Here is a 25,922-nt window from a genome sequence, read left to right on the forward strand (position 1 = left end):
CGGTAGACTCGGACCACCACTGGCCGAGCATTTTCCAAGGAGCACCGTGAGCACGCAGACCGATTCGAACCGAGCCGACGACAACACCGTCGACACCCGTGCGGTCGAGCCCAGCACGTCCGTGAACCACGGGCAGTCCTCTCACGAAGAGGAGCACGACTCCGAGGGCAACTCCATCGCGGCGTGGACCGCCGTGGTCATCATGCTCGTCGCCTTCGCGGTCGGCACCGTCGCCTTCATGTTCAACGTGCCCGTCGTCGTCTGGGCGTCCCTCGGCCTCCTCATCGTCGGCCTCATCGTGGGCCAGATCCTCAAGCGCCTGGGCTACGGCGTCGGCGGCCACCGCTACGTCCCGAAGGCGCACAACTAGGTGCTCGACGATCTCTACGCGGGTGCCCTGGCCGACGCCGAGGCACGCCGCGAAAGCAAGTCCCTGGCCGAGGTCGAGCGCGAAGCGCTGGCCCGGCCCGCCGCCCTCGACGCCCGCCTGGCCCTCCAGCCGGCCGACAAGGTCAAGATCATCGCCGAGGTGAAGCGCGCGAGCCCGTCCCGTGGCGCCCTCTCCGAGATCGCCGACCCCGCATCCCTCGCCCTCTCGTACCAGACCGGCGGCGCCAGCGCCATCAGCGTCCTGACCGAGCAGCGCAAGTTCAAGGGGTCGCTCCGCGACCTCGAGGCCGTCCGAGACGTCGTGTCGGTTCCGGTCCTCCGCAAAGACTTCATCGCCGAGCCGTACCAGGTGTTCGAAGCCCGTGCCGCAGGGGCCGACCTCGCGTTGCTCATCGTCGCGGGTCTCGAGCAGAAAAAGCTCGTCGAGCTCCACCAGCTCGTCCTCGACCTCGGCATGACCGCCCTGATCGAGACGCATTCCGCCGACGAGGTCGTGCGCGGCCTCGACGCGGGTGCCACCGTGCTCGGCGTGAACGCGCGCAACCTCAGCACCTTCGAACTCGACCAGGACCTCTTCGGGTCCCTGGCCGACAGCATCCCGTCCGGCGTCGTCCGTGTGGCCGAGTCGGCCGTGAAGCACCCCGCCGACGTCGCCCACTACCGCCGCGCCGGAGCCGACGTCGTCCTCGTCGGCGAGGCCCTCGTCGTCCACGGCGACCCGGTCGACGCTCTCAACACCTTCCTGGAGGTCTGATGACCGCCCTGGCTGACGCAGTCGGTCCCTACTTCGGAGACTTCGGCGGGCGCTTCGTCCCCGAGTCCCTCGTCGCCGCCCTCGACGAGCTCGACGAGGCCTATCGAGCCGCCGCCGTCGACCCGGTCTTCCAGGCCGAGCTGGCGAAGCTGCACGCCACCTACACCGGGCGCCCCTCGATCATCACCGAGGTGCCCCGGTTCGCGGAGCACGCCGGGGGTGCGCGCATCATCCTGAAGCGCGAAGACCTGAACCACACCGGCTCGCACAAGATCAACAACGTCCTGGGTCAGGCGCTGCTCGCCCGCAACCTCGGCAAGACACGTCTGATCGCCGAGACCGGTGCCGGCCAGCACGGCGTGGCCACCGCGACCGCGGCAGCGCTCTTCGGCATGGAATGCGTCGTCTACATGGGCGAGGTCGACACCGAGCGCCAGGCGCTCAACGTCGCGAGAATGCGTCTGCTCGGTGCCGAGGTCGTCTCCGTCGCAACCGGCTCGCGCACGCTGAAAGACGCCATCAACGACGCCCTCCGCGACTGGGTCTCCAGCGTCGAGAAGACCCACTACGTCCTCGGCACCGTTGCCGGTCCGCACCCGTTCCCGACCATGGTGCGCGACTTCCACAAGATCATCGGCGAGGAGGCGCGGCAGCAGGTCCTCGACCTCACCGGCAAGCTGCCCGACATCGTCACCGCGTGCATCGGCGGCGGTTCCAACGCCATGGGCATCTTCAACGCCTTCCTCGACGACCCGGGCGTCGAGCTCTACGGCTTCGAGGCCGGCGGCGACGGCATCGAGACCGGTCGCCACGCCGCCTCGATCACGCTCGGCCGGACCGGCGTCCTCCAGGGCGCCAAATCGTTCCTCATGCAGGACGAAGACGGTCAGACCGTCGAGAGCCACTCCATCTCCGCCGGGCTCGACTACCCGGCCGTCGGCCCCGAGCACGCCTGGCTCGCCAGCATCGGCCGGGCCACCTACGAGCCGGTCACCGACAAGGAGGCGATGGAGGCCTTCCGCCTCCTCACCCGCACCGAGGGCATCATCCCGGCCATCGAGTCGTCCCACGCCCTCGCGGGCGCCCTGCGACTCGGCCTCGACCGCGGCCCCGACACGACCATCCTCGTCTCCCTCTCGGGTCGCGGCGACAAGGACGTGGCCACGGCGAGCCGCTACTTCGGCATCCTCGACGAGGAGGCGCAGCAGCTGTGACCACCACCACGCCCCGCGGCACCAGCAAGGTCGGAACGGCGATCCGTGCCCGGAAAGACGCCGGAAGCGGCGCCGTCATCGGCTACCTCCCCGTCGGCTTCCCCGACGTGTCGACCTCGATCGAGGCCGCGGTCGCCATGGCGAACAACGGCATCGACGTGATCGAGCTCGGGCTGCCCTACAGCGATCCCGTGATGGACGGCCCGGTCATCCAGGCCGCCACCCAGCGCGCCCTGGCCGAAGGCTTCCGCATCCGCGAGATCTTCCCGGCGGTCCGCGAGATCGTGTCTCAGGTGTCGTCACCCGTCGTCGTCATGACCTACTGGAACCCCGTCACGCAGTACGGCGCCCAGCGCTTCGCCGACGATCTGGCCGCCGCCGGCGGCGCCGGACTGATCACGCCCGACCTCATCCCCGACGAGGCCGCGGAGTGGATCGCCGCAGCCGACGCCGCCGACCTCGACCGCGTCTTCCTCGCCGCTCCCTCGTCGAGCGAAGCCCGTCTGCGGCAGGCCGTCGAGGCCAGTCGTGGATTCGTCTACACCGTGTCGACCATGGGTATCACCGGCGCCCGCTCCGACGTCGACTCCGCCGCATCCACCCTCGTCGCCCGGCTCCGCGAAGTCGGCGTCGAGAACGCCTGTGTCGGCCTCGGCATCTCGACCGCTGAGCAGGTGCGCGAAGTGCTCGCCTACGCCGACGGCGCGATCATCGGCTCCGCGTTCGTCCGGGCGCTGGCCGAGGGCGGCGTCGCCCGTCTGGCCGAGGTCTCCCGCGACCTCGCCTCGGGCAGCCGCCCCGCCGCAGATCAGCCGGCGTAGCCCCACCCGCTAGAGTTCTCGGTGGTCGGCTCGCCGACCACCTGTCCGTCACCGAAAGGCCCTCGTTCGTGTCCCTGCCCCTGAGCATCCCCAGCCCTTCCGCTGCGTGGCAGTACTTCGACGTGATCGCCTGGTTCAACGGCCTGTTCCACACCGACATCGACTTCAGCCTGCGCATCCACATGTACGCCGTGTGCATCCTCGTCGGCATCATCGCCGCCGTGCTGGTGACCAACGCACGCCTGAACCGTCGCGGCGCCGAGCGCTGGATCATCATCGACATGGCCATCTGGTGCGTGCCCTTCGGCATCGTCGGCGGCCGGTTCTTCCACGTGATCACCCACCCCAACGACTACTTCGCCGGGCAGGCCCTCTGGCACGTCTTCGCGGTCTGGGAGGGCGGGCTCGCCATCTTCGGCGCCCTTTCGTTCGGCGCGCTCGGCATGTGGCTCGGCTGCCGCCAGACCGGCCTCCGGGTCTCCGTCTTCGTCGACGCGCTCGCTCCCGGTCTCATGCTGGCGCAGGCTTTCGGCCGTCTCGGCAACTACTTCAACCACGAGCTCTTCGGCACACCCACGACGCTGCCGTGGGGGCTCCAGATCGAGACGTCCAACGCGGCGTACCCGGTGGGGCTCCCGGCCGGCACCCTCTTCCACCCGACCTTCGCCTACGAGATCCTCTGGAACCTCTTCGGCATGGCGGTCATCCTCCTGATCAACCGCAACGTGAAGCTGGAGTGGGGCAAGACCTTCGCCCTGTACCTCATCTGGTACGGCGCGGGCCGCATGTGGTTCGAGTCCATCCGCACCGACTACAGCGAGGTCTTCTGGGGCTTCCGCACCAACGTCTGGGCCGCGTTCCTGGCCGTCGGCATCGGCGTCTTCGTCTTCTGGTGGCAGACGCGCAACCACACCGGCGGCGTGCCGAGCGCCTACCGTCCGGGCCGCGGTCCGAACGACGAGGGGTTCCAGCCCGTCATCACCGGAGAGGTCGACCACCCTGAGCTAGACTCGGCAGACGGGGCATCCGCCTCCGACGCCGCCGACAAACCGGTCGTCGCCCGCAGCAGCACCGCCACGGCCTGACTCCGGCCACAGCTCCGACTGCTCCACAGCACCGCTCCCCGTACCGAAACAGCTCCGTACCGAAGCACCCCAGCACGACACCCCGCACCACCGCTCCCGCCCACACAATGGCGAGGGCGAGCATCCACACCGAACGGCACTACCGTGACCCGCTGGTGACTGCCACACCGTTCGGTTCTCCACCGAGCGGAATGCGAATCGGGCCATCGACGCCCCGCCCCGCACTAGGTTTCCTCTTCTAGTCGTTTCAGCACTAGTCCTAACTCGTGAGGACGGATCGACATGGCTCTCACGCCAGCGCACCAGACCTTCAGCAGCATTCCGGTCAAGCAGGGTCTCTACGACCCCGCCGAGGAGAAGGACGCCTGTGGCCTCGCCATGGTGGCGACCCTCCGCGGCACGCCCGGCCACGACATCATCGACGCCGCCCTCGGCGCGCTGCGCAACCTCGAACACCGCGGGGCCGTCGGGTCCGACGCCGGAACCGGTGACGGCGCGGGCATCCTCATGCAGGTGCCCGACGCCTTCTTCCGCGAGGTCGTCGAGTTCGAGCTGCCCGCCGAAGGCCACTACGCCGTCGGCATCGGCTTCCTCCCCGTCGACGACGAGGAGCGCGCGGAGATGAAGGCAGCCATCGAGGCCATCGCCATCGCCGAGTCCCTGCGCGTGCTCGGCTGGCGTGTCGTCCCGGTCCGCGCCGACGAGCTCGGCAACCTGGCGCGAAAGGCGATGCCCGCCTTCGAGCAGCTCTTCATCGCGTCCGCTCACGCCGAGACCGCCGTCGGGGGAGTGGAGCTCGACCGCCTCGCCTTCCGGCTGCGCAAGCGCGCCGAGCGCGAGCTGGGCTCGTACTTCACGTCCCTGTCGAGCCGCACCATGGTCTACAAAGGCATGGTCACGACGCTCCAGCTCGAGCCGTTCTACCCCGACCTCTCCGACGAGCGCGTCGCCTCCAAGCTCGCCATCGTCCACTCGCGCTACTCGACGAACACGTTCCCGTCGTGGCCCCTCGCCCAGCCGTTCCGCATGATCGCGCACAACGGCGAGATCAACACCGTGCGAGGCAACCGCAACTGGATGCGCGCTCGGCAGTCCCAGCTCGAGTCCGAGTTGATCGGCGACATCAAACCCCTGCTCCCGATCGTCAGCCCCGGCGCCAGCGACTCGGCCTCCTTCGACGAGGTCGTCGAGCTGCTCAGCCTCACCGGGCGCTCGCTCCCGCACGCCATCATGATGATGGTGCCCGAGGCGTGGGAGAACCAGGTCGGCATCGACCCCGTGCTCCGCAACTTCTACGAGTACCACTCGATGCTCATGGAGGCGTGGGACGGCCCCGCCGCCATCACGTTCACCGACGGTTCGCTCGCCGGCGCCACCCTCGACCGCAACGGCCTCCGCCCCGGTCGCTACCTCGTGACCGACGACGGCCTCGTCGTGCTCGCGAGCGAGATCGGCGTCCTGCCGGACATCGACCAGGCCAAGATCGTCCGCAAGGGCCGTCTCCGCCCCGGCAAGATGTTCCTGGTCGACACCGAGGCCGGACGCATCATCGAGGACGACGAGATCAAGCAGCAGCTCGCCTCGTCCGAGGAGTACGGCGAGTGGCTCGAGATGGGCCGCATCCACCTCAAGGACCTGCCCGACCGCGAGCACATCGTGCACACTCCCGCCTCGGTCACACGCCGCCAGCGCACGTTCGGCTACACCGAAGAAGAGGTGCGCATCCTCCTCTCGCCGATGGCGAAGGCCGGCGCCGAGCCCCTCGGCGCCATGGGCAGCGACACCCCGATCGCCGTCCTCAGCGACCGTCCGCGGCTGCTGTTCGACTACTTCACCCAGCAGTTCGCTCAGGTGACCAACCCGCCGCTCGACTCGATCCGCGAGTCCGTCGTGACCTCGCTCAAGCTCGGCCTCGGCCCGGAGCGCAACCTCCTCGCCGCGACGCCCGAGCACGCCCGTCAGGTCATCCTCGACTTCCCGGTGATCGACAACGACGAGCTCGCCAAGATCCAGCACATCGACCCGCGACCGGGCTCCCGCATCACGGCGACCGTCAAGGGCCTGTACCGGGTCGACAAGGGTCCGAAGGCGATGGAGAAGCGCATCGCGGCGATGTGCAACGAGGTCGACGAGGCGATCGCGAACGGGTCGCAGTTCATCGTGCTGTCCGACCGCGACTCGACGACCGACTTCGCGCCGGTGCCGTCGTTGCTGATGATCGCTGCCGTCCACCACCACCTGATCCGCACCGAGAACCGCATGAAGGTCGGCCTGATCGTCGAGGCCGGCGATGTCCGCGAGGTCCACCACGTGGCCACGCTGATCGGCTACGGCGCGTCCGCCGTCAACCCGTACCTGGCGATGGAGACCTGCGAGAACCTCGTGCGCAGCGGCATGCTCACCGGGCTCACGACCGAGCAGGCGACGAAGAACCTGATCAAGGCGCTCGGCAAGGGCGTGCTCAAGATCATGTCCAAGATGGGCATCTCCACCGTGTCGTCGTACGCGGCGGCGCAGGCGTTCGAGGCCGTCGGACTCAGCCAGGAGTTCGTCGACACCTACTTCACCGGCACGTCGACGCGCCTCGGCGGCGTGGGCATCGACGTCATCGCGGCCGAGAACGCCGAGCGTCATCTCAGCGCCTACCCCGCGGACGGCTCCACGACGCCTCACGAGCGACTCCAGACCGGTGGCGAGTACCAGTGGCGCCGCGAGGGTCCGCCCCACCTGTTCAACCCCGAGACGGTGTTCCGTCTGCAGCACGCGACGCGCACCAAGCGGTACGACATCTTCCGCGAGTACACGAAGATGGTCGACGACCAGGCCGAGAACCTCATGACGCTCCGGGGTCTGTTCACGCTGCGCACGGGCATCCGACCGGTCGTCCCGATCGACGAGGTCGAATCGGTCGAGTCCATCGTGAAGCGGTTCTCCACCGGCGCGATGAGCTACGGCTCGATCTCGAAAGAGGCGCACGAGACCCTCGCGATCGCCATGAACCGCCTCGGCGGCAAGTCCAACACCGGCGAGGGCGGCGAAGACACCGACCGCCTCCTCGACCCGGAGCGTCGCAGCGCCGTCAAGCAGGTCGCCTCGGGCCGCTTCGGCGTCACGAGCATGTACCTGACGCACGCGACCGACATCCAGCTGAAGATGGCGCAGGGCGCCAAGCCGGGCGAGGGCGGGCAGCTGCCGCCGTCCAAGGTCTACCCGTGGGTGGCCCGGACGCGCCACGCGACTCCCGGCGTGGGCCTCATCTCGCCGCCGCCGCACCACGACATCTACTCCATCGAAGACCTCAAACAGCTGATCTTCGACGTCAAGCGGGCGAACCCGACTGCTCGGGTCCACGTGAAGCTCGTCTCCCAGTCCGGGATCGGCGCTGTGGCCGCCGGCGTGACCAAGGCCCTGGCCGACGTCGTGCTGGTGTCCGGCCACGACGGCGGCACCGGCGCGAGCCCGCTCAACTCGCTCAAGCACGCGGGCACGCCCTGGGAGATCGGCCTCGCCGAGACCCAGCAGACCCTGATGCTGAACGGGATGCGCGATCGCGTCGTCGTCCAGGTCGACGGCCAGATGAAGACGGGGCGCGACGTCATCGTCGCCGCTCTCCTGGGAGGCGAGGAGTTCGGTTTCGCGACCGCTCCTCTCGTCGTCTCGGGGTGCATCCTCATGCGGGTGTGTCACCTCGACACCTGCCCCGTGGGCGTCGCCACGCAGAACCCCGAGCTGCGCGCACGCTTCTCGGGCAAGGCGGAGTACGTCGTCAACTTCTTCGAGTTCCTCGCCCAGGAGGTCCGCGAGTACCTCTCGGAGCTCGGCTTCCGCAGCCTCGACGAGGCCATCGGTCACAACGAGTTGCTCGGGGTCGACCGCGCCGTCGAGCACTGGAAGGCCTCCGGTCTCGACCTCGAGCCCGTTCTCGTGGGCCCGGCGTTCGACGACGACGAGCCTCGCCGCAACCGCGTGTCGCAAGACCACGAGCTCGAGAAGCACTTCGACAACCAGCTCATCGCGGCCGCCGCCGACGTCATCGAGGGCCGGTCCGAGCGCCTCGAGATGACTCTGCCCATCCGCAACACCGAGCGCGCCGTCGGCACCATGCTCGGCCACGAGGTCACGGTCCGCCGTGGCGAGAACGGTCTTCCGGCCGGCAGCATCGACATCACCCTCAAGGGGTCCGCAGGGCAGTCGCTCGGCGCCTTCCTCCCGGCGGGCATCACGCTCCGCCTCGAGGGCGACAGCAACGACTACGTCGGCAAGGGGCTCTCGGGCGGTGTCATCACCGTGCGTCCCGACGCGTCGTCGACCTTCCCGGCCGAGGACAACGTCATCGCCGGAAACGTCATCGGCTACGGCGCGACCCAGGGCAGCCTCTTCATCCGCGGAATCGTGGGGGAGCGCTTCCTGGTCCGCAACTCCGGGGCGAGCGCCGTCGTCGAGGGCGTGGGCGACCACGCGCTCGAGTACATGACCGGCGGTCTCGCCGTCATCCTCGGCGCCACGGGCCGGAACCTCGGCGCGGGCATGTCGGGCGGCACGGCCTATGTGCACAAGCTGCAGCGCGAGAACGTGAACGACGACGCCCTGGCCACCGGCGAGCTCCTCCTCCAGGAGCTCGGGAGTGCCGACGTCGAGATCGTGAGCGACCTCCTCCGGCAGCACCTGAAGGAGACGGGTTCGGTGGTCGCCGAAAAGCTCCTCACCGACATCGAGACCAGCATGGCCGACTTCGTGAAGGTCCTGCCCCGCGACTACGCGGCCGTGCAGCAGACGCGCGCCACCGCCGCCGACGAGGGACTCGACCCCGACGGCGACGAAGTCTGGAACAGGATCCTCGAGGTGACCGGTGGCTGACGTCACCGCTCCTTCGAGCCGACCCCGCGCATCCCTTTCTCTCTCGATCCACAGCAAGGAGGTGGCCCGTGGCTGACCCCAAAGGCTTCCTGAAGGTCCAGAAGCGCGAGCTTCCCAAGCGTCGTCCCGTCGCCGTCCGTCTCATGGACTGGAAAGAGGTCTACGAGCAGCAGGAGAGCGGTGAGCTCCGTCGCCAGGCCGGCCGTTGCATGGATTGCGGCGTGCCGTTCTGCCACCAGGGCTGCCCGCTCGGAAACCTGATCCCGGAGTGGAACGACCTCACCTGGCGCGACGAGGGTCGACAGGCCATCGAGCGTCTGCACTCGACCAACAACTTCCCCGAGTTCACCGGTCGACTGTGCCCCGCGCCCTGCGAGGCCTCGTGCGTCCTCGGCATCAACCAGCCGCCGGTGACCATCAAGCAGGTCGAGGTCTCGATCATCGATCAGGCCTTCGCGAACGGCTGGGTCACGCCGCACCCGCCGGAGCGCCTCACCGGCAAGACCGTCGCCGTGGTCGGATCGGGCCCCGCCGGTCTCGCAGCCGCCCAGCAGCTCACGCGCGCCGGTCACACCGTCGCCGTCTACGAGCGCGACGACCGCATCGGGGGCCTGCTGCGCTACGGCATCCCCGACTTCAAGATGGAGAAGAAGCAGATCGAGCAGCGTCTCGCGCAGATGCAGGCCGAGGGCACCCGCTTCCGCGCCGGCGTCGAGATCGGCAAGGACATCGCGTGGGACGACCTGCGCGCGCGCTACGACGCCGTCATCGTGGCCACCGGCGCGACCGTGCCGCGGGACCTCCCGATCCCGGGTCGCGACCTCGCCGGCGTGCACTTCGCCATGGAGTACCTGGTCCAGCAGAACAAGGCCGGGGCGGGCGACACCATCGCCGATCAGATCACGGCCGAGGGCAAGCACGTCGTCGTCCTCGGCGGCGGCGACACCGGCGCGGACTGCATCGGCACCTCGCACCGTCAGGGAGCCCTGAGCGTCACGAACCTCGCGATCGGCCAGCAGCCGCCGGAGGAGCGTCCGGCTCACCAGCCGTGGCCCATGGCGCCGACCCTGTTCGAGGTGTCCAGTGCCCACGAGGAGGGCGGTGAGCGCGTCTTCCTCGCGTCGACGGTGGAGTTCCTCTCCAACGAGGTCGGAGAGGTCCGCGCGATCCGCGTGGCCGAGACCGAGTTCGTCGACGGCAGGCGCGTGCCGAAGTCCGGCACCGAGCGCGAGATCCCGGCCGACCTGGTCCTTCTGGCCCTGGGGTTCACCGGCCCGGAGCGCGAGCACCTCGAGGAGCAGCTGTCGGTTCCGTTCGACCAGCGCGGTGCCATCGAGCGCGACGCGTCCTACGAGACCTCGCAGCCCGGCGTCTTCGTGACGGGCGACGCCGGTCGCGGCCAGTCGCTCATCGTCTGGGCCATCGCCGAAGGACGAGCCACGGCGTCGGCGGTCGACAAGTACCTGGAGGGCACGACCTCGCTGCCCTTCCCGGTCAAGCCGACCGACCGTCCGATCTCCGTCTCGTTCTGAGTTCCGCCGTCTCCTTCCGGTTTAGCCCGTTTCCGCCCGCCGTTTCCGCCCTTGTCGCCTGCGCGTCAGTGGCGGGTCGGCGGACGGGAATAGGCTGGGGTGACGCGAAGGGGCGTCCGCAGTGAATCCACTTCAACGAAGGAACACATGAGACGAGCAAAGATCGTCGCGACCCTCGGGCCCGCGACGTCGAGCTATGAAGACATCCGGTCCATCATCGACGCGGGGGTCGACGTCGCCCGGATGAACCTCAGCCACGGCACCTACGACGTGCACCAGGGGGTGTACGACAACGTCCGCAAGGCCGCCGCCGACTCCGGTCGCGCAGTCGCCGTGCTGGTCGACCTGCAGGGCCCCAAGATCCGTCTGGGCAAGTTCTCCGACGGCCCGCACGACCTCGCGGTCGGCGACATCTTCAAGATCACCGTCGAGGACATCCTCGGCACCAAAGAGATCTGCGGCACCACGTTCAAGGGCCTGCCCCAAGACGTCAAGACCGGCGATCCGCTGCTGATCGACGACGGCAAGGTCAAGCTCCGCGTCCTCGAGACCGACGGCACGGTCGTCACCACCGAGGTCGTGGTGGCCGGCACGGTCTCCAACAACAAGGGCATCAACCTTCCCGGCGTCGCGGTCAACGTGCCCGCTCTCTCCGACAAAGACGAGGCCGACCTCCGCTGGGGCCTGAATCTGGGTGCCGACTTCATCGCGCTCTCCTTCGTCCGCAACGCCGACGACATCGACCGGGTCCACGAGATCATGGCCGAGGTGGGCCGCAAGGTCCCCGTCTACGCCAAGATCGAGAAGCCTCAGGCCGTCGACAACCTCGAGGCCATCATCGACGCGTTCGACGGCATCATGGTCGCTCGCGGCGACCTCGGCGTCGAACTGCCCCTCGAGGCCGTGCCGATCGTCCAGAAGCACGCCATCGAGCTCTCGCGCCGCATGGCGAAGCCGGTCATCGTCGCGACGCAGATGCTCGAGTCCATGATCTCCAGTCCGATCCCGACCCGCGCCGAGACGTCCGACGTCGCGAACGCGGTCCTCGACGGTACCGACGCGGTCATGCTGAGCGGCGAGACGAGCGTCGGCGAGTACCCGACGATCACCGTCGCGACCATGGCCCGGATCGTCCAGTCGACCGAAGACCACGGTCTCGAGCGCATCCCCGCCCTCGGCACCAAGCCCCGCACCATGCCCGGCGCGATCACGCTGGCCGCAGCCGACGTCGCCGAGTTCGTCGAGGCGAAGTACGTCTGCGTCTTCACCGAGGGCGGCGACACGGTCCGCCGCATGTCGCGCCTCCGTCACGCGATTCCGATCATCGCCTTCACGACCGACGAGGCGATCCGTCGCCGCATGGCCATGAGCTGGGGTGCCCAGTCGTACATCGTCGACCCGGTCACCCACACCGACGCCATGTTCGCCCAGGTCGACGACGTCCTCCTCGGCAATGGTCTGGCTTCGCACGGCGACCGCGTCGTCGTCATCTCGGGTTCCCCTCCCGGCATCGCCGGCTCAACGAACGACCTGCGGGTGCACCGCGTCGGCGACGCCCACAACGAGGCGGCCCCGGCCTACGTCCGTTCGTAGCCCGAACGACGAAGTCGCTCGCTCCGCGCCAGGCCGGTGTCACCCTCGGGTGGCGCCGGCCTCGCGGTGTTAACGACTGGAGTCCGATTCGGGTCCACCCAGCCGTGATCCTGCTGAGTGCCCGACCGTCCCCGGCCTCCCGATCCTATGATCGAACAATGGCCGTCGACGGAACACACCCCGGTTGCTTCGTCCACGCGACGAAGCTCTACGCGGTGCCGTCCGATTCCGGTTTCACCGTCGAGCAGACGGCCGCCAGCTACGACGACGCCGCCCGTCTGACGCGTGGATCCCACCCGTCGATGACCCGCCGCAGCATCGTGGGCGGCGTCCTCGGTGGCCTGTTCCTCGTGGGCGAGGCCGTCTTGGGTGCGGGCCTCCGCGACGTCGGATCGCTGATCGTGTTGTTCTTCTTCGGGGGAGTGGTCGGCTTCGTCGTCGCCATCGGCCTCGGGCGTCAGCAGCCCAGGGCGGCGCAGGCCGTCGTCGTGCGGCTGCCCGCCGTTCAGATTCCCGGCGATGTGGCTCGACTCTCGCCCGACGACGCCACGGCCGACGAACTCGTGCTGTGGAGCATCCTCACCCAGCGTTTTCGAGCCGCGCAAGCGGCCCTGGCGAACCTGCCCTACGAGCAGGCGAACACGATCGACCCGATCGAGAGCGCAGAAACGTGGGATGCCGAGGGTCGCGACTCCGACGAGGCTCCTGGTCAGCGATCCCGAGCCGGCGCGGGCACCCTCTCGGCCGATTCGTCGAGCGCCCTGGCCGAGATCGCGTACGTCACCGCTCGGCACGACTTCGAGCCGGTCGCCCTTCTGCTCGGGCTGCCCCTGGCCGACTGAGGCGATGGCGGCTCCCGGAGGGCAGGGCCACAGCGTCGCCCGGAGGGCAGGGCCATGGCGTCGCCCGGAGGGCAGGGCCACAGCGTCGCCCGGAGGGCAGACGCAGAACGGCCCCGGTCAGCTTGCGCTGATCGGGGCCGTTCGGTATCGGCTCAGACGATGCTCGAAACGAGCACCGCATGGCCGAGAGGACTAGAGAACGCGGATGTTCTCGGCCTGGAGGCCCTTGTTGCCCTGAGCGGTCTCGAATTCGACCTTCTGGTTCTCTTCGAGGTTGCGGTAGCCATCGCCGGCGATCGCGGAGAAGTGCGCGAACACGTCAGTGGATCCGTCGTCGGGGGTGATGAAGCCGAAGCCCTTTTCGGAGTTGAACCACTTCACGGTGCCTGTTGCCATTTTTCTATTCCTTCAATCAGAGGTGTCCGATCTCGTCAGTCGAGATCTCTCGTCGCGGTGCTTACTTGGTCCGCTCCCTCTAAGAACGGCGACGGGTAGGCGAGAACCCGACCTCTCGATCGTGCCCCTGCTGACCCGTGCCGCGAAGTACAAATGCGTAACACAACAACCAGTGCCGCTCACACTAGCCCACATACGGGGGCGGATGGGGAGAAGTGGCCAATGTTGCGTGAAGCGCAGGCAAACGCCTCGCGGAGTCACAGCCGTTCGCCTGCTTCACGCGGCCCGACTCGTTCCTCCGGCAGCACGACTGTCGGCTATGCTGTCCTGCGCGCGAATGTGGTGGAATTGGCATACACGGGGCACTCAAAATGCTCTGCCGAAAGGCTTGCGGGTTCGAGTCCCGCCATTCGTACTTCACAATCCATTAGGCTTGCCTCCGTGAGTGACCAAGAAGCAACGCCAGCAGCGCCCCGTCGAGTCGTCGTAGCCGAGGACGAGTCCCTGATCCGTCTCGACATCGTCGAGATCCTCCGAGACAACGGTTTCGAAGTGGTGGGCGAAGCGGGTGACGGCGAGGCCGCGGTCGCCCTGGCGACCGAGCTGCGACCCGACCTGGTCATCATGGACGTCAAGATGCCCAAGCTCGACGGCATCTCGGCTGCCGAGACGCTCAGCAAGAACCACATCGCTCCCGTCGTCCTCCTGACGGCCTTCAGCCAGAAAGAGCTGGTCGAGCGCGCCAGCGAGGCCGGCGCCCTGGCCTACGTGGTCAAGCCCTTCACCCCGAACGACCTCCTGCCCGCGATCGAGATCGCTCTCTCGCGCTACACGCAGATCATCACCCTCGAGGCCGAGGTCGCCGACCTGGTCGAGCGGTTCGAGACGCGCAAGCTCGTCGACCGGGCCAAGGGCCTCCTCAACGAGAAGATGGGCCTGACCGAGCCCGAGGCCTTCCGCTGGATCCAGAAGGCGTCGATGGACCGCCGACTCACCATGCACGACGTGGCGCAGGCCATCATCGAGCAGCTCAGCGTCAAGAAGTAGGTTCCACACCTCTCTACGAGAAGCGGTCGGCCCCTCGGGTCGGCCGCTTCGTCGTCGGCCCGCCCGTGCGGGGTAGGCCGTGCATCCCACCGTTTCAGGGAGCGCCGGGCGCGTCGCGGAGGATGTTGGTGATGCGGACCGTCGAGAGGCGTCGGCCCTGCTCGTCGGTGAGCACGATCTCGTGCGTGGTGAGGGTGCGCCCCAGGTGGATCGCCGTGCAGGTTCCGGTGACGACTCCCGAGGCGATGGAGCGGCTGTGGCTCGCATTGAGCTCGATGCCCATGGCGATGCGACCGGGCCCGGCGTGCACGCTCGCGGCCATGGAACCGAGGGACTCGGCGAGGACGACGTGGGCGCCTCCGTGCAGGATGCCGACCGGCTGACGGTTGCCCTCGACGGGCATCGTCGCGACGGCTCGCTCGGCACTGAGTTCGAGCACTTCGAAGCCCATCTTCTCGGCCAGCTCACCCATGCCACGGCGGTCGTAGAACTCGCGGGCGTCGTCGCTGAACGGGGCGGTGGTGGACTCGGACACACTGTCTCCTCGGGGTGCTCCACCGTCGAGGCCGAGTGTCGGAGGGGGCCGCTAGGCTGACGGGGTGTCGGACCCAGCAAAGCCTACCCTCCTCGTCATCGACGGCCATTCGCTCGCATTCCGGGCGTTCTACGCCCTCCCGGTCGACAGTTTCGTCAACCGCGAAGGGCAGCACACCAACGCCATCCACGGCTTCATCTCGATGTTGCTCAACCTCCTCAAGGCCGAGAAGCCGAGCCACCTCGCCGTCGCCTTCGACATCTCGCGCTACTCGTTCCGCACGCGCGAGTACCCGGAGTACAAGGGCACGCGGTCCGAGACCCCCCACGAGTTCGTCGGGCAGATCCCCCTCCTTCAAGAGGCTCTGCACGCCATGGGCATCACCACGATCACCAAAGAAGACTTCGAGGCCGACGACATCCTCGCGACCCTCGCCGCTCGCGGCTCGGCCGGGGGTTACAAGGTCTTCGTCGTCTCGGGCGACCGCGACGCGATCCAGATGGTCAACGACGACGTCACGCTCCTCTACCCCTCGGCGCGGGGCGTCACCGACCTCACCCGCTACGACCGCGACAAGGTCTTCGAGCGCTACGGCATCGAGCCCCCGCAATACCCCGAGGTGGCCGCTCTCGTGGGCGAGACCAGCGACAATCTCATCGGCATCGACAAGGTCGGCGAGAAGACCGCCGTCAAATGGATCAACCAGTTCGGCTCGCTCGACGCCATCATCGAGCACCGCGACGAGATCAAGGGCGTCGTCGGCGACAAGCTCCGCGAGCAGTACGACCGCGCCGTGCGCAACCGCAAGCTGAACCGCCTCGTGACCAACGTCGAGTTGCCGGTGGGCCCGGACGATCTCGAGCGTCGTCCGATCGACGTCGAGGCCGTCACCGAGGTCTTCGACAGACTCCAGTTCCGCACCCTTCTCGATCGGGTCACCGCACTGGCCGAGGCATCGCCCACCGGTTCCGCCGGCACAGCGGTGCCGTCCGCCGACTCGAGCGACGCCGGCGGGCACACCGGTCCGATCGTCCGCACGCTCATCGACGAAGAACTCGCCCACTGGCTCCGTACCAACGCGTCGGCCGAGAAGGCCCCAGTCGGCGTCGCCGTCGAGTACGACCCGGCCGGGGGAGTGACGGGGCTGGGCATCGCCACCGCGACCGAAGCCGTGCACATCCCCTGGGCAGCGGGCCGCGGCGACTACGTCGCCCTCGAAGAGTGGCTCGACGACGACTCCGCCAAGGTGGTCCACGACGCGAAGCGGGCCTACAAGGCGCTGAAGCGCGTGGGCCTCACCCTCACGGGCCTCTCCGGCGATCCGCGCGTCGCGGCGTGGCTGCTCCGCCCCGGCCGCACGTCGTTCGCCCTCGGCGACCTGGTCTACGAACACCTCGGCGAACGGATGCCCGTGGCCGATCCCAATCAACTCGTCCCGGCCGAAGACGCCTCCGGTGTCGCGCTCGACGCCTGGTACACCCTTCGCGTCGCCGACGACCTCCTCGGCGAGCTCGACGAGGGCTCTCGCCGCGTCCTCACCGAGATCGAGATGCCGCTCGTGCCCGTGCTCGGCGACATGGAGCTCACCGGCGTCGAGACCGACCAGCCCGCACTCCAGGCCTTGTCGGCCCGTCTCGGTGACACGGCCGCCGGTCTCGCCGCGCAGGCGTTCGAGGTCATCGGCCGCGAGGTCAACCTCGGCTCCCCGAAGCAGCTTCAAGAGGTCCTCTTCGAGCAACTGCAGATGCCGAAGACCCGATCCATGAAGACGGGCTACTCGACCGACGCCGGGTCGCTGGCCGACCTCCAAGACAAGCACCCGCACCCCTTCCTCGACCTGCTGCTCAAACACCGCGACGCCACCAAGCTCCGGCAGATCATCGACACGCTCGACAAGGCGGTCGACGCGGGCGGCCGTATCCACACCACCTACGACCAGACCGGCACCACCACGGGTCGCATCTCCTCGATCGACCCCAACCTGCAGAACATCCCGGTCAAGACCAGCGTCGGCCACGAGATCCGCGCGGCCTTCCGTCATGGTCGCGACTACGAGACCCTGCTCACGGCCGACTACTCGCAGATCGAGATGCGCATCATGGCGCACCTCTCCGGCGACGAGGGCCTCATCACGGCCTTCACCGAGGGCGAAGACCTGCATCGCTTCGTCGGTGCCCGGATCTTCGGCGTCGAACCGGCCGACGTCTCGCCGACCATGCGCACCAAGGTCAAGGCCATGTCTTACGGCCTGGCCTACGGTCTCAGCGCCTTCGGCCTGTCCAAGCAGCTCCGTATCGACACGGCCGAGGCCAAGCAGCTCATGGGCGACTACTTCAGCCGCTTCGGCGCTGTTCGCGACTACCTCCGCAACGTCGTGGTGCAGGCCCGCGAGGACGGGTACACCGAGACGATCTTCGGGCGTCGACGCCCCTTCGCCGACCTCAACTCGTCCAATCGGGTCCTGCGCGACAACGCCGAGCGGGCAGCGCTCAATGCTCCCATCCAGGGTTCGGCCGCCGACATCATGAAGATCGCGATGCTCGGAGTCCGTGCCGACATCGACGAACGCGAGCTGCAATCGCGCGTGCTGCTGCAGGTGCACGACGAGCTCATCGTCGAGGTCGCCGGCGGCGAGGTCGACGCGATCGAAGAGATCGTCCGGCGTCGAATGGGGTCCGCGGCCGACCTCCGCGTGCCGCTCGACGTCTCCGTCGGTCTCGGCGAGAGCTGGGACGCCGCCGCGCACTGAGCACCTGTGCGGCAGACGCCGCGCCTCCGCGGGGGAGCAGGATGGCCGTGCAAGCACTTGTGTTCGTCCGGTCACGAAGGAGAGACGCCATGCCCACCCTCGACGGTTCCTCGGTCAAGAAGCTCATCGTCGCGTGCGACGCCGGCATGGGGTCGAGCCTCATGCTCGCCGCCACGCTCAAGAAGCAACTCAAGAAGGCGGGCGTCTCGGTGGAACACTCGGCCGTCGTCGACATCCCGTCGGACGCCGACGTGGTGATCACCCAGAACAATCTCGCAGCCAGGGCTCGCGACGTCGTCGGCGACGACACCCCCGTCATCCCCTTCCAGCTCTTCCTGGGCGACCCGGCCGTGACGCGGGTGGTGGAGGCGATCCAGGAGGGGCGCAGCATCGACTTCTGATCCTGTGCACAGGCGGCGGAGTTCGGGGGGAGTTCTCCACAGCCTCGGGCCGACATCCAGCCCGGGCATCCCACGCTCGCTAGGGTCGTTGCATGAGTTCCACCACCGAAGCCTCCCGCACCCCGACCGCCATCGACGCCATCGCCGAACGCTGGGTCGACACCCTGGTCGACCTCGACCCGGCCACCGCGACGTGGTTGGGCCGCCCGGGCCGGACCGGCGAGTACGCCGACCTGTCGCCGGCCGGCCATGCCGCCTACATCGCAGCCGCGACAGCCACGCTCGCCGAATTGCGCGCGATCGAGGCCGTCGATGCCGTCGACGTCGTCACCAAAGACGATCTCGAGTCCACGCTCGCTCTCGACCTCGAGTCCGACTCCCTCAAGCTGCAGCTGCGCGACCTCAACGTCATCGAGTCACCGCCGCAGCAGTTGCGCGACATCATCGACCTCATGCCGACCGACAGCGTCGACGCCTGGCGCGACATCTCGTCGCGTCTGGGCAACCTCCGCGGGGCGCTCGAGGGCTACGTGGAGACCCTGCGTCTCGGCATCCGTGAGGGGGTCGTCCCTGCGAAACACCAGGTCCGGGCCGTTGCGGAGCAGGCCGATCGTCAAGCCGCCGAGGACGGTTTCTTCGCCGGGCTCGTCGAGAATCCCGAGGGGGCCGAGCTTTCCGGGGCGGTGCTGGCCGAACTCCGCGCGAACGCCGACAGCGCCCGCGCCGCCTATTCCTGGCTGGGCGCCTTCTTGCGCGACGAGCTGCTTCCCGTCGCCGCCGAAGCCGACGGTGTGGGTCGCGAGGCCTACGCCCTGCATTCCCGGCGGTTCCTCGGCGCCACCGTCGACCTCGACGAGACGTACGAGTGGGGCCTCGAAGAGCTCGCTCGCATGACCGCCGAGCAGGAGGCCGTGGCCGACCTCATCGAGCCGGGCGCCAGCGTGGCGCGCGCGATCGAGGTGCTCGACGGCGACCCCGCCCGGCAGCTCGACGGCACCGACGCCCTCCAGCGCTGGATGCAGTCCAAGAGCGACCAGGCCGTCGACGAACTCGGCCGCACACACTTCGACATCCCCGAAGTCATCCGCACCCTCGAATGCCGCATCGCTCCGACGCAAGAGGGCGGCATCTACTACTCGGCCCCGAGCGACGACTTCTCCCGACCGGGTCGAATGTGGTGGTCCGTCCCCGTCGGCGTCACGCGCTTCAACACCTGGCGCGAAACGACCACCGTCTATCACGAGGGCGTTCCGGGCCACCACCTCCAGCTCGGTCTCGCGGTGTACAACCGGGCGACGCTCAACACGTACCGCCGTGCTCTGGCCGGCACCTCGGGTCATGCCGAAGGCTGGGCCCTCTACGCCGAGCGTCTCATGGAGGAGCTCGGTTACCTCTCCGACCCGGGCGATCGGCTCGGCATGCTCGACGGGCAGCGCATGCGTGCTGCGCGAGTCGTCCTCGACATCGGCGTCCACCTCGGCAAGCCGTTCCCCGGCACCCCGGGCGTGCCCGCCGGCGGTACCTGGAACGCCGAGAACGCCTTCGCCTTCATGAAGAACAACGTCAACATGGAGGAGGGGTTCGTCCGCTTCGAGGTCGACCGCTACCTCGGCTGGCCCGGCCAGGCCCCCTCGTACAAGGTCGGCCAGCGCATCTGGGAGGAACTGCGGGCCGAACGCGCCGAGCGCGAGGGCGACTCCTTCGACGTGAAGCGCTTCCACAGCGAGGCTCTAACTCTCGGCGGCGTCGGCCTCGACACCCTCCGACGCGCCCTGCTGGCCTGAGCGAGCGCATCCCCCTCGTCGGTCGTTTCAGGACGGCGACGACAAGCGCCACGGGTTGTCGGTGACAGGCCCATACCGTTAGACTCGGTTGGCGCAATCTGCGTCGAATCATCCGTACGCTGCGATCCCCCAACACCCGGACATCTTGCGATGCATCGTGAGCCCGTCCGGCCGGATCCCGGCCCGAGAAATGCCCAGCTGGAGCAACCACTACATGACAACCGTAACGACCAAGGCACCCAAGCAGGTCGCCGTCAACGACATCGGATCTGCTGAAGACTTCCTTGCCGCGGTCGAAAAGACTCTCAAGTTCTTCAACGACGGAGACCTCATCGAGGGCACCGTCGTCAAGATCGACCGCGACGAGGTCCTCCTCGACGTCGGATACAAGACCGAGGGCGTCATCCCCTCGCGCGAACTCTCGATCAAGCACGACGTCGACCCCAGTGAGGTCGTCAACGTCGGCGACACGGTCGAAGCCCTCGTCCTCCAGAAGGAAGACAAAGAAGGCCGCCTGATCCTCTCCAAGAAGCGTGCTCAGTACGAGCGTGCGTGGGGCGACGTCGAGAAGATCAAGGACGCCGACGGCGTCGTCACTGGCACCGTCATCGAGGTCGTCAAGGGCGGCCTCATCGTCGACATCGGGCTCCGCGGCTTCCTCCCCGCGTCGCTCATCGAGCTGCGTCGTGTCCGCGACCTCACGCCCTACCTGGGGCAGGAGATCGAGGCCAAGATCCTCGAGCTCGACAAGAACCGCAACAACGTCGTCCTCTCGCGTCGCGCTCTCCTCGAGCAGACGCAGTCCGAGAGCCGCACGTCGTTCCTCAACAACCTCCACAAGGGCCAGGTCCGCAAGGGCATCGTGTCGTCGATCGTCAACTTCGGTGCGTTCGTCGACCTGGGCGGCGTCGACGGTCTCGTCCACGTCTCCGAGCTCTCCTGGAAGCACATCGAGCACGCCTCCGAGGTAGTCGAGGTGGGCCAGGAGGTCACCGTCGAGATCCTCGAGGTCGACCTCGAGCGCGAGCGCGTGTCGCTCTCCCTCAAGGCCACTCAGGAAGACCCGTGGCAGGTGTTCGCGCGGACGCACGCCATCGGCCAGGTCGCTCCCGGCAAGGTCACGAAGCTGGTCCCGTTCGGTGCGTTCGTTCGCGTCGCCGACGGCATCGAAGGCCTCGTCCACATCTCCGAGCTGTCCGCCAAGCACGTCGAGCTCGCCGAGCAGGTCGTGTCGGTCGGCGACGAGGTGTTCGTCAAGGTCATCGACATCGACCTCGAGCGTCGCCGCATCTCGCTGAGCCTCAAGCAGGCCAACGAGGGTGTCGACCCCGAGGGCACCGAGTTCGACCCGGCGCTCTACGGCATGCTCACCGAGTACGACGACCAGGGCAACTACAAGTACCCCGAGGGCTTCGACCCGGAGACCAACGAGTGGCGCGAGGGCTTCGAGTCCCAGCGCGAGAAGTGGGAGCAGGACTACGCTGCCGCCCAGGCTCGCTGGGAAGCCCACAAGAAGCAGGTCGCTGCTTCTCTCATCGAAGAGCCCACCACGTTCGACGTTCCCTCCGGTTCGTCGTTCTCCAACGAGTCCGCCTCGGGCGCCGGCACCCTCGCCGACGACGAGTCGCTCGCTGCTCTTCGCGAGAAGCTGTCCAACAACAGCTAGTCGCACCAGCGTTAAGAGGAACGGCGGCTCACCCTTCGGGTGGGCCGCCGTTCCGACGTTCACGGCTCATACAGTCCGGCGCGGCAACACAGCGAGGCTGCGCAGCTAGGGTGGGGGAGTGTTCGTGACAGGGTTGACCGGCGGGATCGCGGCCGGCAAGACAGTGGTGGCCGGGCGCTTCGCCGAACGGGGTGCGGCGGTCATCGACGCCGATCGACTCGCCCGCGAGGTGGTCGAGCCCGGCACGCCGGGTCTCGCCGCCATCGCCGAGCGCTTCGGCACGGGCATCCTCCGCTCCGACGGCAGTCTCGACAGGCCCGCCCTCGGTGCCCTCGTCTTCTCCGACCCCGCAGCCCGCAAAGACCTCGAGGCAATCACGCATCCCGCCGTCCAAGAGCTCTCCCAGCGTCGGATGCGCGAGGCCGTCTCCGAGGATCCTGGCCGCCTGGTGGTCTACGACGTCCCCCTCCTCGTCGAAGCCCGCGGGGTGGGGGAGTTCGACTTCGTCGTCGTCGTGCAGGCGCCCCGCGAGATCCGACTCGAGCGTCTCACCGCCCTCCGTGGGATGGACGCGCAGGAGGCCGAGCGGAGGATCGACTCGCAGGCGACCGACGCCCAGAGAGCCGCTGTCGCCGACGCCATCGTCGACTCGTCGGGCAGCCTCGAATCGACCCTGGCGCAGACGGACCGCCTCTACGACGACCTGAGCCTCCGGGCCCGCTCCCACACCTAGGTGTACTCGGCCGTGACGGTGGTGGCACTTCTGGGCTTGTGACACAGGAGGACCCCCTGGCTTGATGGAGCTGTCGAGTTCTGCCGTCAGCCAGGAGGTCTCGTGTCCCACGCTGAGTCCCGAACCCATCTGCAGGGACGGCTGCTGATCGTCCGCCGCGTCGTCTTCGACCGCCGTCCCGGAAGCCCCGTGCCGCATCGGCGCCGCCAATCCACTGCCGCGCCTCGGAAGCGGCGAGGGCTCTAGTCCGCGGCGCGGTTCTGTGCCGCACGCGAGGGTCTGTGCCGCACGGAAGGGTCCGTGCCGCACGCCCGCAGCCCGAGTCACCAACCTGATGGCCCAGCACGCCTGAGACCACCGGCGGTCCGGCTCGAAGAGGGGGATGTTCGCTCCTAGCGGCTCCGGTCGACGCCCCCGACCGGACCAGTGTCGGTGGTCGCTCGTAGACTTGTTCTATGGAACCGACTCGCAGCGTCCGCCCCTTCGAAGTGGTCAGCGAGTACCAGCCCAGTGGCGACCAGCCCGCTGCGATCGCTGAACTCGCCGGCCGTATCAACGCCGGTGAGACCGACGTCGTCCTGCTGGGCGCGACCGGTACGGGCAAGTCGGCCACCACGGCGTGGCTCGTCGAGGCAGTGAACCGCCCGACGCTCGTCCTGGCGCACAACAAGACCCTCGCGGCTCAGCTCGCCAACGAGTTCCGAGAGCTCTTCCCGAACAACGCCGTCGAGTACTTCGTGTCCTACTACGACTACTACCAGCCCGAGGCGTACGTCCCCCAGACCGACACCTTCATCGAGAAAGACAGCTCGATCAACGCCGAGGTCGAGCGTCTTCGGCACTCGACGACCAACTCGCTGCTCAGTCGACGCGACGTCATCGTGGTGTCCACGGTCTCGTGCATCTACGGCCTGGGCACCCCGGAGGGTTACATGGAGGCGATGATCGCCCTCCAGGTCGGCATGCAGATCCCGCGCGACCAGCTGGTCCGGCGCTTCGTGGCCATGCAGTACCAGCGCAACGACATCGACTTCTCGCGGGGCAACTTCCGCGTGCGTGGCGACACCATCGAGATCATCCCGATGTACGAAGAGTTGGCCATCCGCATCGAGATGTTCGGCGACGAGATCGAGGCCCTCTACTTCCTTCACCCGCTCACCGGCGACGTCGTCCGCCAGGTCGATGCCGTTTCGGTCTTCCCCGGTTCGCACTACGTCGCAGGCACCGACGTCATGCACCGTGCCATCGGCACCATCAAAGAGGAGCTGGCAGGGCGTCTCGACGAGCTCGACAAGCAGGGCAAGCTGCTCGAGTCCCAGCGACTCCGCATGCGCACCACCTTCGACCTCGAGATGATGGAGCAGATCGGCTTCTGCAACGGCATCGAGAACTACTCCGCCCACATCGACGGTCGCAGTCCGGGTGAGGCGCCTCACTGCCTCCTCGACTACTTCCCCGACGACTTCCTCGTCGTGATCGACGAATCGCACGTCACCGTGCCGCAGATCGGCGCGATGTACGAGGGCGACGCCTCGCGCAAGCGCACACTCGTCGACCACGGGTTCCGCCTCCCGAGCGCCCTCGACAACCGGCCACTCAAGTGGGAGGAGTTCCTCGGTCGAGTCGGCCAGAAGGTCTACCTCTCGGCCACGCCGGGGCGGTACGAACTGGGCGTCACCGACAGCGTGGTCGAGCAGGTCATCCGTCCGACCGGCCTCATCGACCCCGAGATCGTGGTCAAGCCGTCCGAAGGCCAGATCGACGACCTCCTCGAAGAGATCAACCTGCGGGTCGATCGCAACGAGCGGGTCCTCGTCACGACCCTGACCAAGAAGATGGCCGAAGAGCTCACCGACTTCCTCACCGAGGCCGGCGTCCGGGTGCGCTATCTCCACTCCGACGTCGACACCCTGCGCCGAGTCGAACTCCTCACCGAACTCCGCCAAGGCGTCTACGACGTCCTGGTGGGCATCAACCTTCTGCGAGAGGGCCTAGACCTCCCCGAAGTGTCGCTCGTGGCCATCCTCGACGCCGACAAGGAGGGCTTCCTGCGGTCCTCGACGTCGCTCATCCAGACCATCGGTCGTGCGGCGCGCAACGTCTCCGGCCAGGTCATCATGTACGCCGACAAGATGACCGACTCCATGAAGCAGGCTCTTGACGAGACCGATCGCCGTCGCGAGAAGCAGGTCGCCTACAACCTCGAGCACGGCATCGATCCGACGCCGCTTCGTAAGAAGATCGCCGACATCACCGAGATCCTCGCTCGCGAGGGCGCCGACACGGCCGAGCTCTTGGCGGGCCGCCAGGGCTCGAAGCGGGCCCCCACGCCGAACCTGCGTCGTGAGGGCAAGGCCGCCTCGGCCGCTGGCGGAATCGAGTCGATCATCGCCGACCTCAACGAGCAGATGCTCCAAGCCGCTGCCGAGCTCAAGTTCGAGCTCGCCGGTCGCTTGCGCGATGAAGTGGCCGAGTTGAAGAAAGACCTCCGCGGAATGGAGGCGGCCGGCCATGTCCGTTGACGCGACCCCGACCACGTCGAGCGGTGCCGGTGGTGGAGCGCCCCGCAAGCGAATCGTCGTCACCGGAGCAAACGCCGGCCTCGGCTACTTCGTCTCCGAACAGCTCGCTGCCATGGGCATCCGTGTGGTGCTCGCCTGTCGCGACCTCGGTCGCGCCGAGCGGGCCGCCGACAGCATCCGCACCCGTGTGCCGAACGCCGACCTCGAGATCGTCGTCGCCGACCTGGCCGACCTCTCCTCCCTCGAAGAGGCCTCGGCCGCGATCGTTGCGGGCGGTCCTGTCGACGGGCTGGTGGCGAACGCCGGGGTCGTCGGATCCCGCAAGCGTCAGAAGACCCGAGACGGTTTCGAGTTGCAGTTCGGCACGAACCACCTGGGCCATTTCGCCCTGATCTCGCATCTGCTACCGGCCCTTACCGAGTCCGAAGCCGGCCGGATCGTCCATCTCGGCAGCATCAGCCATCGCTGGGCGCGCCTCGATCTCGACGATCCGATGCTGGTCTCGGGGTATCACAGTTATCGCGCGTACTCGAGGTCGAAGCTGGCGGTGATGAGCTTCGGCTTCGAACTCGACCGGCGGCTCCGTGCCAGCGGCTCCCGAGTCCGAAGCATCGTCGCTCACCCCGGATTCGCTCTCGAGAACCTGACCGAGAAGCGGCCCGGCATCGTCCGACGTCGCTGGCTGCCGGCGCCCGCCGTGGGCTTCCTCCGCACCTTCTCCCAAGGAAAAGACCAGGGCGCCAGGCCTCTCAGCTATGCGGCGACGGCCCCCGAGGTACAGAGCGGGGAATACTGGGGCCCTGACGGCTGGTTCCAGTTGACCGGTGCGCCCGCCCTCGTGAAGGCCAAGAAACACGCCCGTGCCACCAAGACCGCTGCCCGCCTCTGGAACCTCTCCAGTCGTCTGACTCGCGTCCAACCCGTGATCGAATCCAGCCCGGCCCGCCGCTAGGCGGTCGCCTCCTTGCCCACCGACGTCGCCCATCCCGATGTCCTGCTCT

General features: G+C 68.0%; 19 protein-coding genes and 1 tRNA gene. 18 read left to right on the forward strand and 2 right to left on the reverse strand.

Features of this window, described 5'->3' with window-relative positions; translation table 11 throughout:
* The first annotated feature begins 121 nt into the window (after nucleotides 1-121).
* The 9 genes from ABEA39_RS04890 to ABEA39_RS04930 all read left to right on the forward strand — a co-directional run bounded on the left by ABEA39_RS04890 (nucleotide 122) and on the right by ABEA39_RS04930 (nucleotide 13,088).
* A complete protein-coding gene (locus ABEA39_RS04890; protein ID WP_345373949.1) occupies nucleotides 122-370 on the forward strand; it encodes a DUF6704 family protein in 249 nt (82 codons plus the stop codon).
* Nucleotides 371-1,144 (forward strand): indole-3-glycerol phosphate synthase TrpC, encoded by a 774-nt coding sequence (gene trpC / locus ABEA39_RS04895; protein WP_345373837.1) that lies wholly within the window; start codon nucleotides 371-373, stop codon nucleotides 1,142-1,144.
* Nucleotides 1,144-2,358: a tryptophan synthase subunit beta gene (gene trpB / locus ABEA39_RS04900; protein ID WP_345373840.1), complete on the forward strand. Its 1,215-nt coding sequence runs from the start codon at nucleotides 1,144-1,146 to the stop codon at nucleotides 2,356-2,358. The genes trpC and trpB overlap by 1 nt, the downstream gene beginning before the upstream one ends.
* Nucleotides 2,355-3,179 (forward strand): tryptophan synthase subunit alpha, encoded by an 825-nt coding sequence (gene trpA, locus ABEA39_RS04905; RefSeq protein ID WP_425556908.1) that lies wholly within the window; start codon nucleotides 2,355-2,357, stop codon nucleotides 3,177-3,179. The genes trpB and trpA overlap by 4 nt, the downstream gene beginning before the upstream one ends.
* Before the next feature lie 68 nt (nucleotides 3,180-3,247).
* Nucleotides 3,248-4,264: a prolipoprotein diacylglyceryl transferase gene (gene lgt, locus ABEA39_RS04910; RefSeq protein ID WP_345373842.1), complete on the forward strand. Its 1,017-nt coding sequence runs from the start codon at nucleotides 3,248-3,250 to the stop codon at nucleotides 4,262-4,264.
* A 282-nt stretch (nucleotides 4,265-4,546) separates the two neighbouring features.
* Nucleotides 4,547-9,121: a glutamate synthase large subunit gene (gltB, locus tag ABEA39_RS04915; RefSeq protein WP_345373844.1), complete on the forward strand. Its 4,575-nt coding sequence runs from the start codon at nucleotides 4,547-4,549 to the stop codon at nucleotides 9,119-9,121.
* Nucleotides 9,122-9,189: 68 nt separating this feature from the next.
* Complete coding sequence (locus tag ABEA39_RS04920) at nucleotides 9,190-10,653, forward strand: glutamate synthase subunit beta (protein ID WP_345373846.1); 1,464 nt, start codon at nucleotides 9,190-9,192, stop codon at nucleotides 10,651-10,653.
* Between the two features lie 147 nt (nucleotides 10,654-10,800).
* Nucleotides 10,801-12,246, forward strand: coding sequence for a pyruvate kinase (gene pyk, locus ABEA39_RS04925; protein ID WP_345373848.1), 1,446 nt, complete (start codon nucleotides 10,801-10,803; stop codon nucleotides 12,244-12,246).
* A 158-nt stretch (nucleotides 12,247-12,404) separates the two neighbouring features.
* Complete coding sequence (locus tag ABEA39_RS04930) at nucleotides 12,405-13,088, forward strand: hypothetical protein (RefSeq protein WP_345373850.1); 684 nt, start codon at nucleotides 12,405-12,407, stop codon at nucleotides 13,086-13,088.
* A gap of 192 nt (nucleotides 13,089-13,280) precedes the next feature.
* On the opposite strand, the gene ABEA39_RS04935 is transcribed toward ABEA39_RS04930, so the two are convergent.
* Entirely contained in the window at nucleotides 13,281-13,484 is a 204-nt protein-coding gene (locus ABEA39_RS04935) for a cold-shock protein (RefSeq protein ID WP_123504568.1), read from the reverse strand.
* Between the two features lie 333 nt (nucleotides 13,485-13,817).
* On the opposite strand from ABEA39_RS04935, the gene ABEA39_RS04940 reads away from it, so the two are divergent.
* Nucleotides 13,818-13,899: transfer RNA gene (locus tag ABEA39_RS04940), tRNA-Leu, on the forward strand.
* A gap of 26 nt (nucleotides 13,900-13,925) precedes the next feature.
* Entirely contained in the window at nucleotides 13,926-14,531 is a 606-nt protein-coding gene (locus tag ABEA39_RS04945) for an ANTAR domain-containing response regulator (protein ID WP_345373856.1), read from the forward strand.
* A 94-nt stretch (nucleotides 14,532-14,625) separates the two neighbouring features.
* Here ABEA39_RS04945 and ABEA39_RS04950 read toward each other — a convergent pair whose 3' ends face one another.
* Entirely contained in the window at nucleotides 14,626-15,003 is a 378-nt protein-coding gene (locus tag ABEA39_RS04950) for a PaaI family thioesterase (protein WP_345373956.1), read from the reverse strand.
* Between the two features lie 127 nt (nucleotides 15,004-15,130).
* Here ABEA39_RS04950 and polA point away from each other — a divergent pair, with 127 nt between their 5' ends.
* The 7 genes from polA (at nucleotide 15,131) to ABEA39_RS04985 (ending at nucleotide 25,873) form a co-directional block, all read left to right on the forward strand.
* The gene (gene polA, locus ABEA39_RS04955; RefSeq protein ID WP_345373859.1) at nucleotides 15,131-17,815 is read left to right on the forward strand and encodes a DNA polymerase I; all 2,685 of its coding nucleotides are present in this window, start codon (nucleotides 15,131-15,133) and stop codon (nucleotides 17,813-17,815) included.
* Nucleotides 17,816-17,904: 89 nt separating this feature from the next.
* The gene (locus ABEA39_RS04960) at nucleotides 17,905-18,216 is read left to right on the forward strand and encodes a PTS lactose transporter subunit IIB (protein ID WP_345373861.1); all 312 of its coding nucleotides are present in this window, start codon (nucleotides 17,905-17,907) and stop codon (nucleotides 18,214-18,216) included.
* Between the two features lie 92 nt (nucleotides 18,217-18,308).
* Nucleotides 18,309-20,000 (forward strand): DUF885 domain-containing protein, encoded by a 1,692-nt coding sequence (locus tag ABEA39_RS04965; protein ID WP_345373864.1) that lies wholly within the window; start codon nucleotides 18,309-18,311, stop codon nucleotides 19,998-20,000.
* Nucleotides 20,001-20,214: 214 nt separating this feature from the next.
* Nucleotides 20,215-21,666, forward strand: a complete 1,452-nt coding sequence (rpsA, locus tag ABEA39_RS04970; protein WP_345373867.1) for a 30S ribosomal protein S1 — start codon at nucleotides 20,215-20,217, stop codon at nucleotides 21,664-21,666.
* 118 nt (nucleotides 21,667-21,784) lie between these two features.
* Entirely contained in the window at nucleotides 21,785-22,399 is a 615-nt protein-coding gene (gene coaE / locus ABEA39_RS04975) for a dephospho-CoA kinase (protein ID WP_345373870.1), read from the forward strand.
* A gap of 455 nt (nucleotides 22,400-22,854) precedes the next feature.
* Nucleotides 22,855-24,921, forward strand: coding sequence for an excinuclease ABC subunit UvrB (gene uvrB, locus ABEA39_RS04980; RefSeq protein WP_345373874.1), 2,067 nt, complete (start codon nucleotides 22,855-22,857; stop codon nucleotides 24,919-24,921).
* Nucleotides 24,911-25,873, forward strand: a complete 963-nt coding sequence (locus ABEA39_RS04985) for an SDR family NAD(P)-dependent oxidoreductase (RefSeq protein WP_345373876.1) — start codon at nucleotides 24,911-24,913, stop codon at nucleotides 25,871-25,873. Before uvrB ends, ABEA39_RS04985 begins: the two co-directional genes overlap by 11 nt.
* The last annotated feature ends 49 nt before the right edge of the window (nucleotides 25,874-25,922 follow it).

Origin of the sequence: Frondihabitans cladoniiphilus (genome assembly GCF_039544345.1) — a bacterium.
GTDB lineage: Bacteria > Actinomycetota > Actinomycetes > Actinomycetales > Microbacteriaceae > Frondihabitans > Frondihabitans cladoniiphilus.

What these genes read in the sequence shown, in the direction of transcription:
- trpB (WP_345373840.1), top strand. Translation starts at nt 1,144, where the DNA reads ATGACCGCCCTGGCTGACGCAGTCGGTCCCTACTTCGGAGACTTCGGC.
- gltB (WP_345373844.1), top strand. Translation starts at nt 4,547, where the DNA reads ATGGCTCTCACGCCAGCGCACCAGACCTTCAGCAGCATTCCGGTCAAG.
- pyk (WP_345373848.1), top strand. Translation starts at nt 10,801, where the DNA reads ATGAGACGAGCAAAGATCGTCGCGACCCTCGGGCCCGCGACGTCGAGC.
- ABEA39_RS04930 (WP_345373850.1), top strand. Translation starts at nt 12,405, where the DNA reads ATGGCCGTCGACGGAACACACCCCGGTTGCTTCGTCCACGCGACGAAG.
- ABEA39_RS04935 (WP_123504568.1), bottom strand. Translation starts at nt 13,484, where the DNA reads ATGGCAACAGGCACCGTGAAGTGGTTCAACTCCGAAAAGGGCTTCGGC.
- ABEA39_RS04950 (WP_345373956.1), bottom strand. Translation starts at nt 15,003, where the DNA reads ATGGGTGAGCTGGCCGAGAAGATGGGCTTCGAAGTGCTCGAACTCAGT.
- ABEA39_RS04960 (WP_345373861.1), top strand. Translation starts at nt 17,905, where the DNA reads ATGCCCACCCTCGACGGTTCCTCGGTCAAGAAGCTCATCGTCGCGTGC.
- ABEA39_RS04965 (WP_345373864.1), top strand. Translation starts at nt 18,309, where the DNA reads ATGAGTTCCACCACCGAAGCCTCCCGCACCCCGACCGCCATCGACGCC.
- rpsA (WP_345373867.1), top strand. Translation starts at nt 20,215, where the DNA reads ATGACAACCGTAACGACCAAGGCACCCAAGCAGGTCGCCGTCAACGAC.
- uvrB (WP_345373874.1), top strand. Translation starts at nt 22,855, where the DNA reads ATGGAACCGACTCGCAGCGTCCGCCCCTTCGAAGTGGTCAGCGAGTAC.
- ABEA39_RS04985 (WP_345373876.1), top strand. Translation starts at nt 24,911, where the DNA reads ATGTCCGTTGACGCGACCCCGACCACGTCGAGCGGTGCCGGTGGTGGA.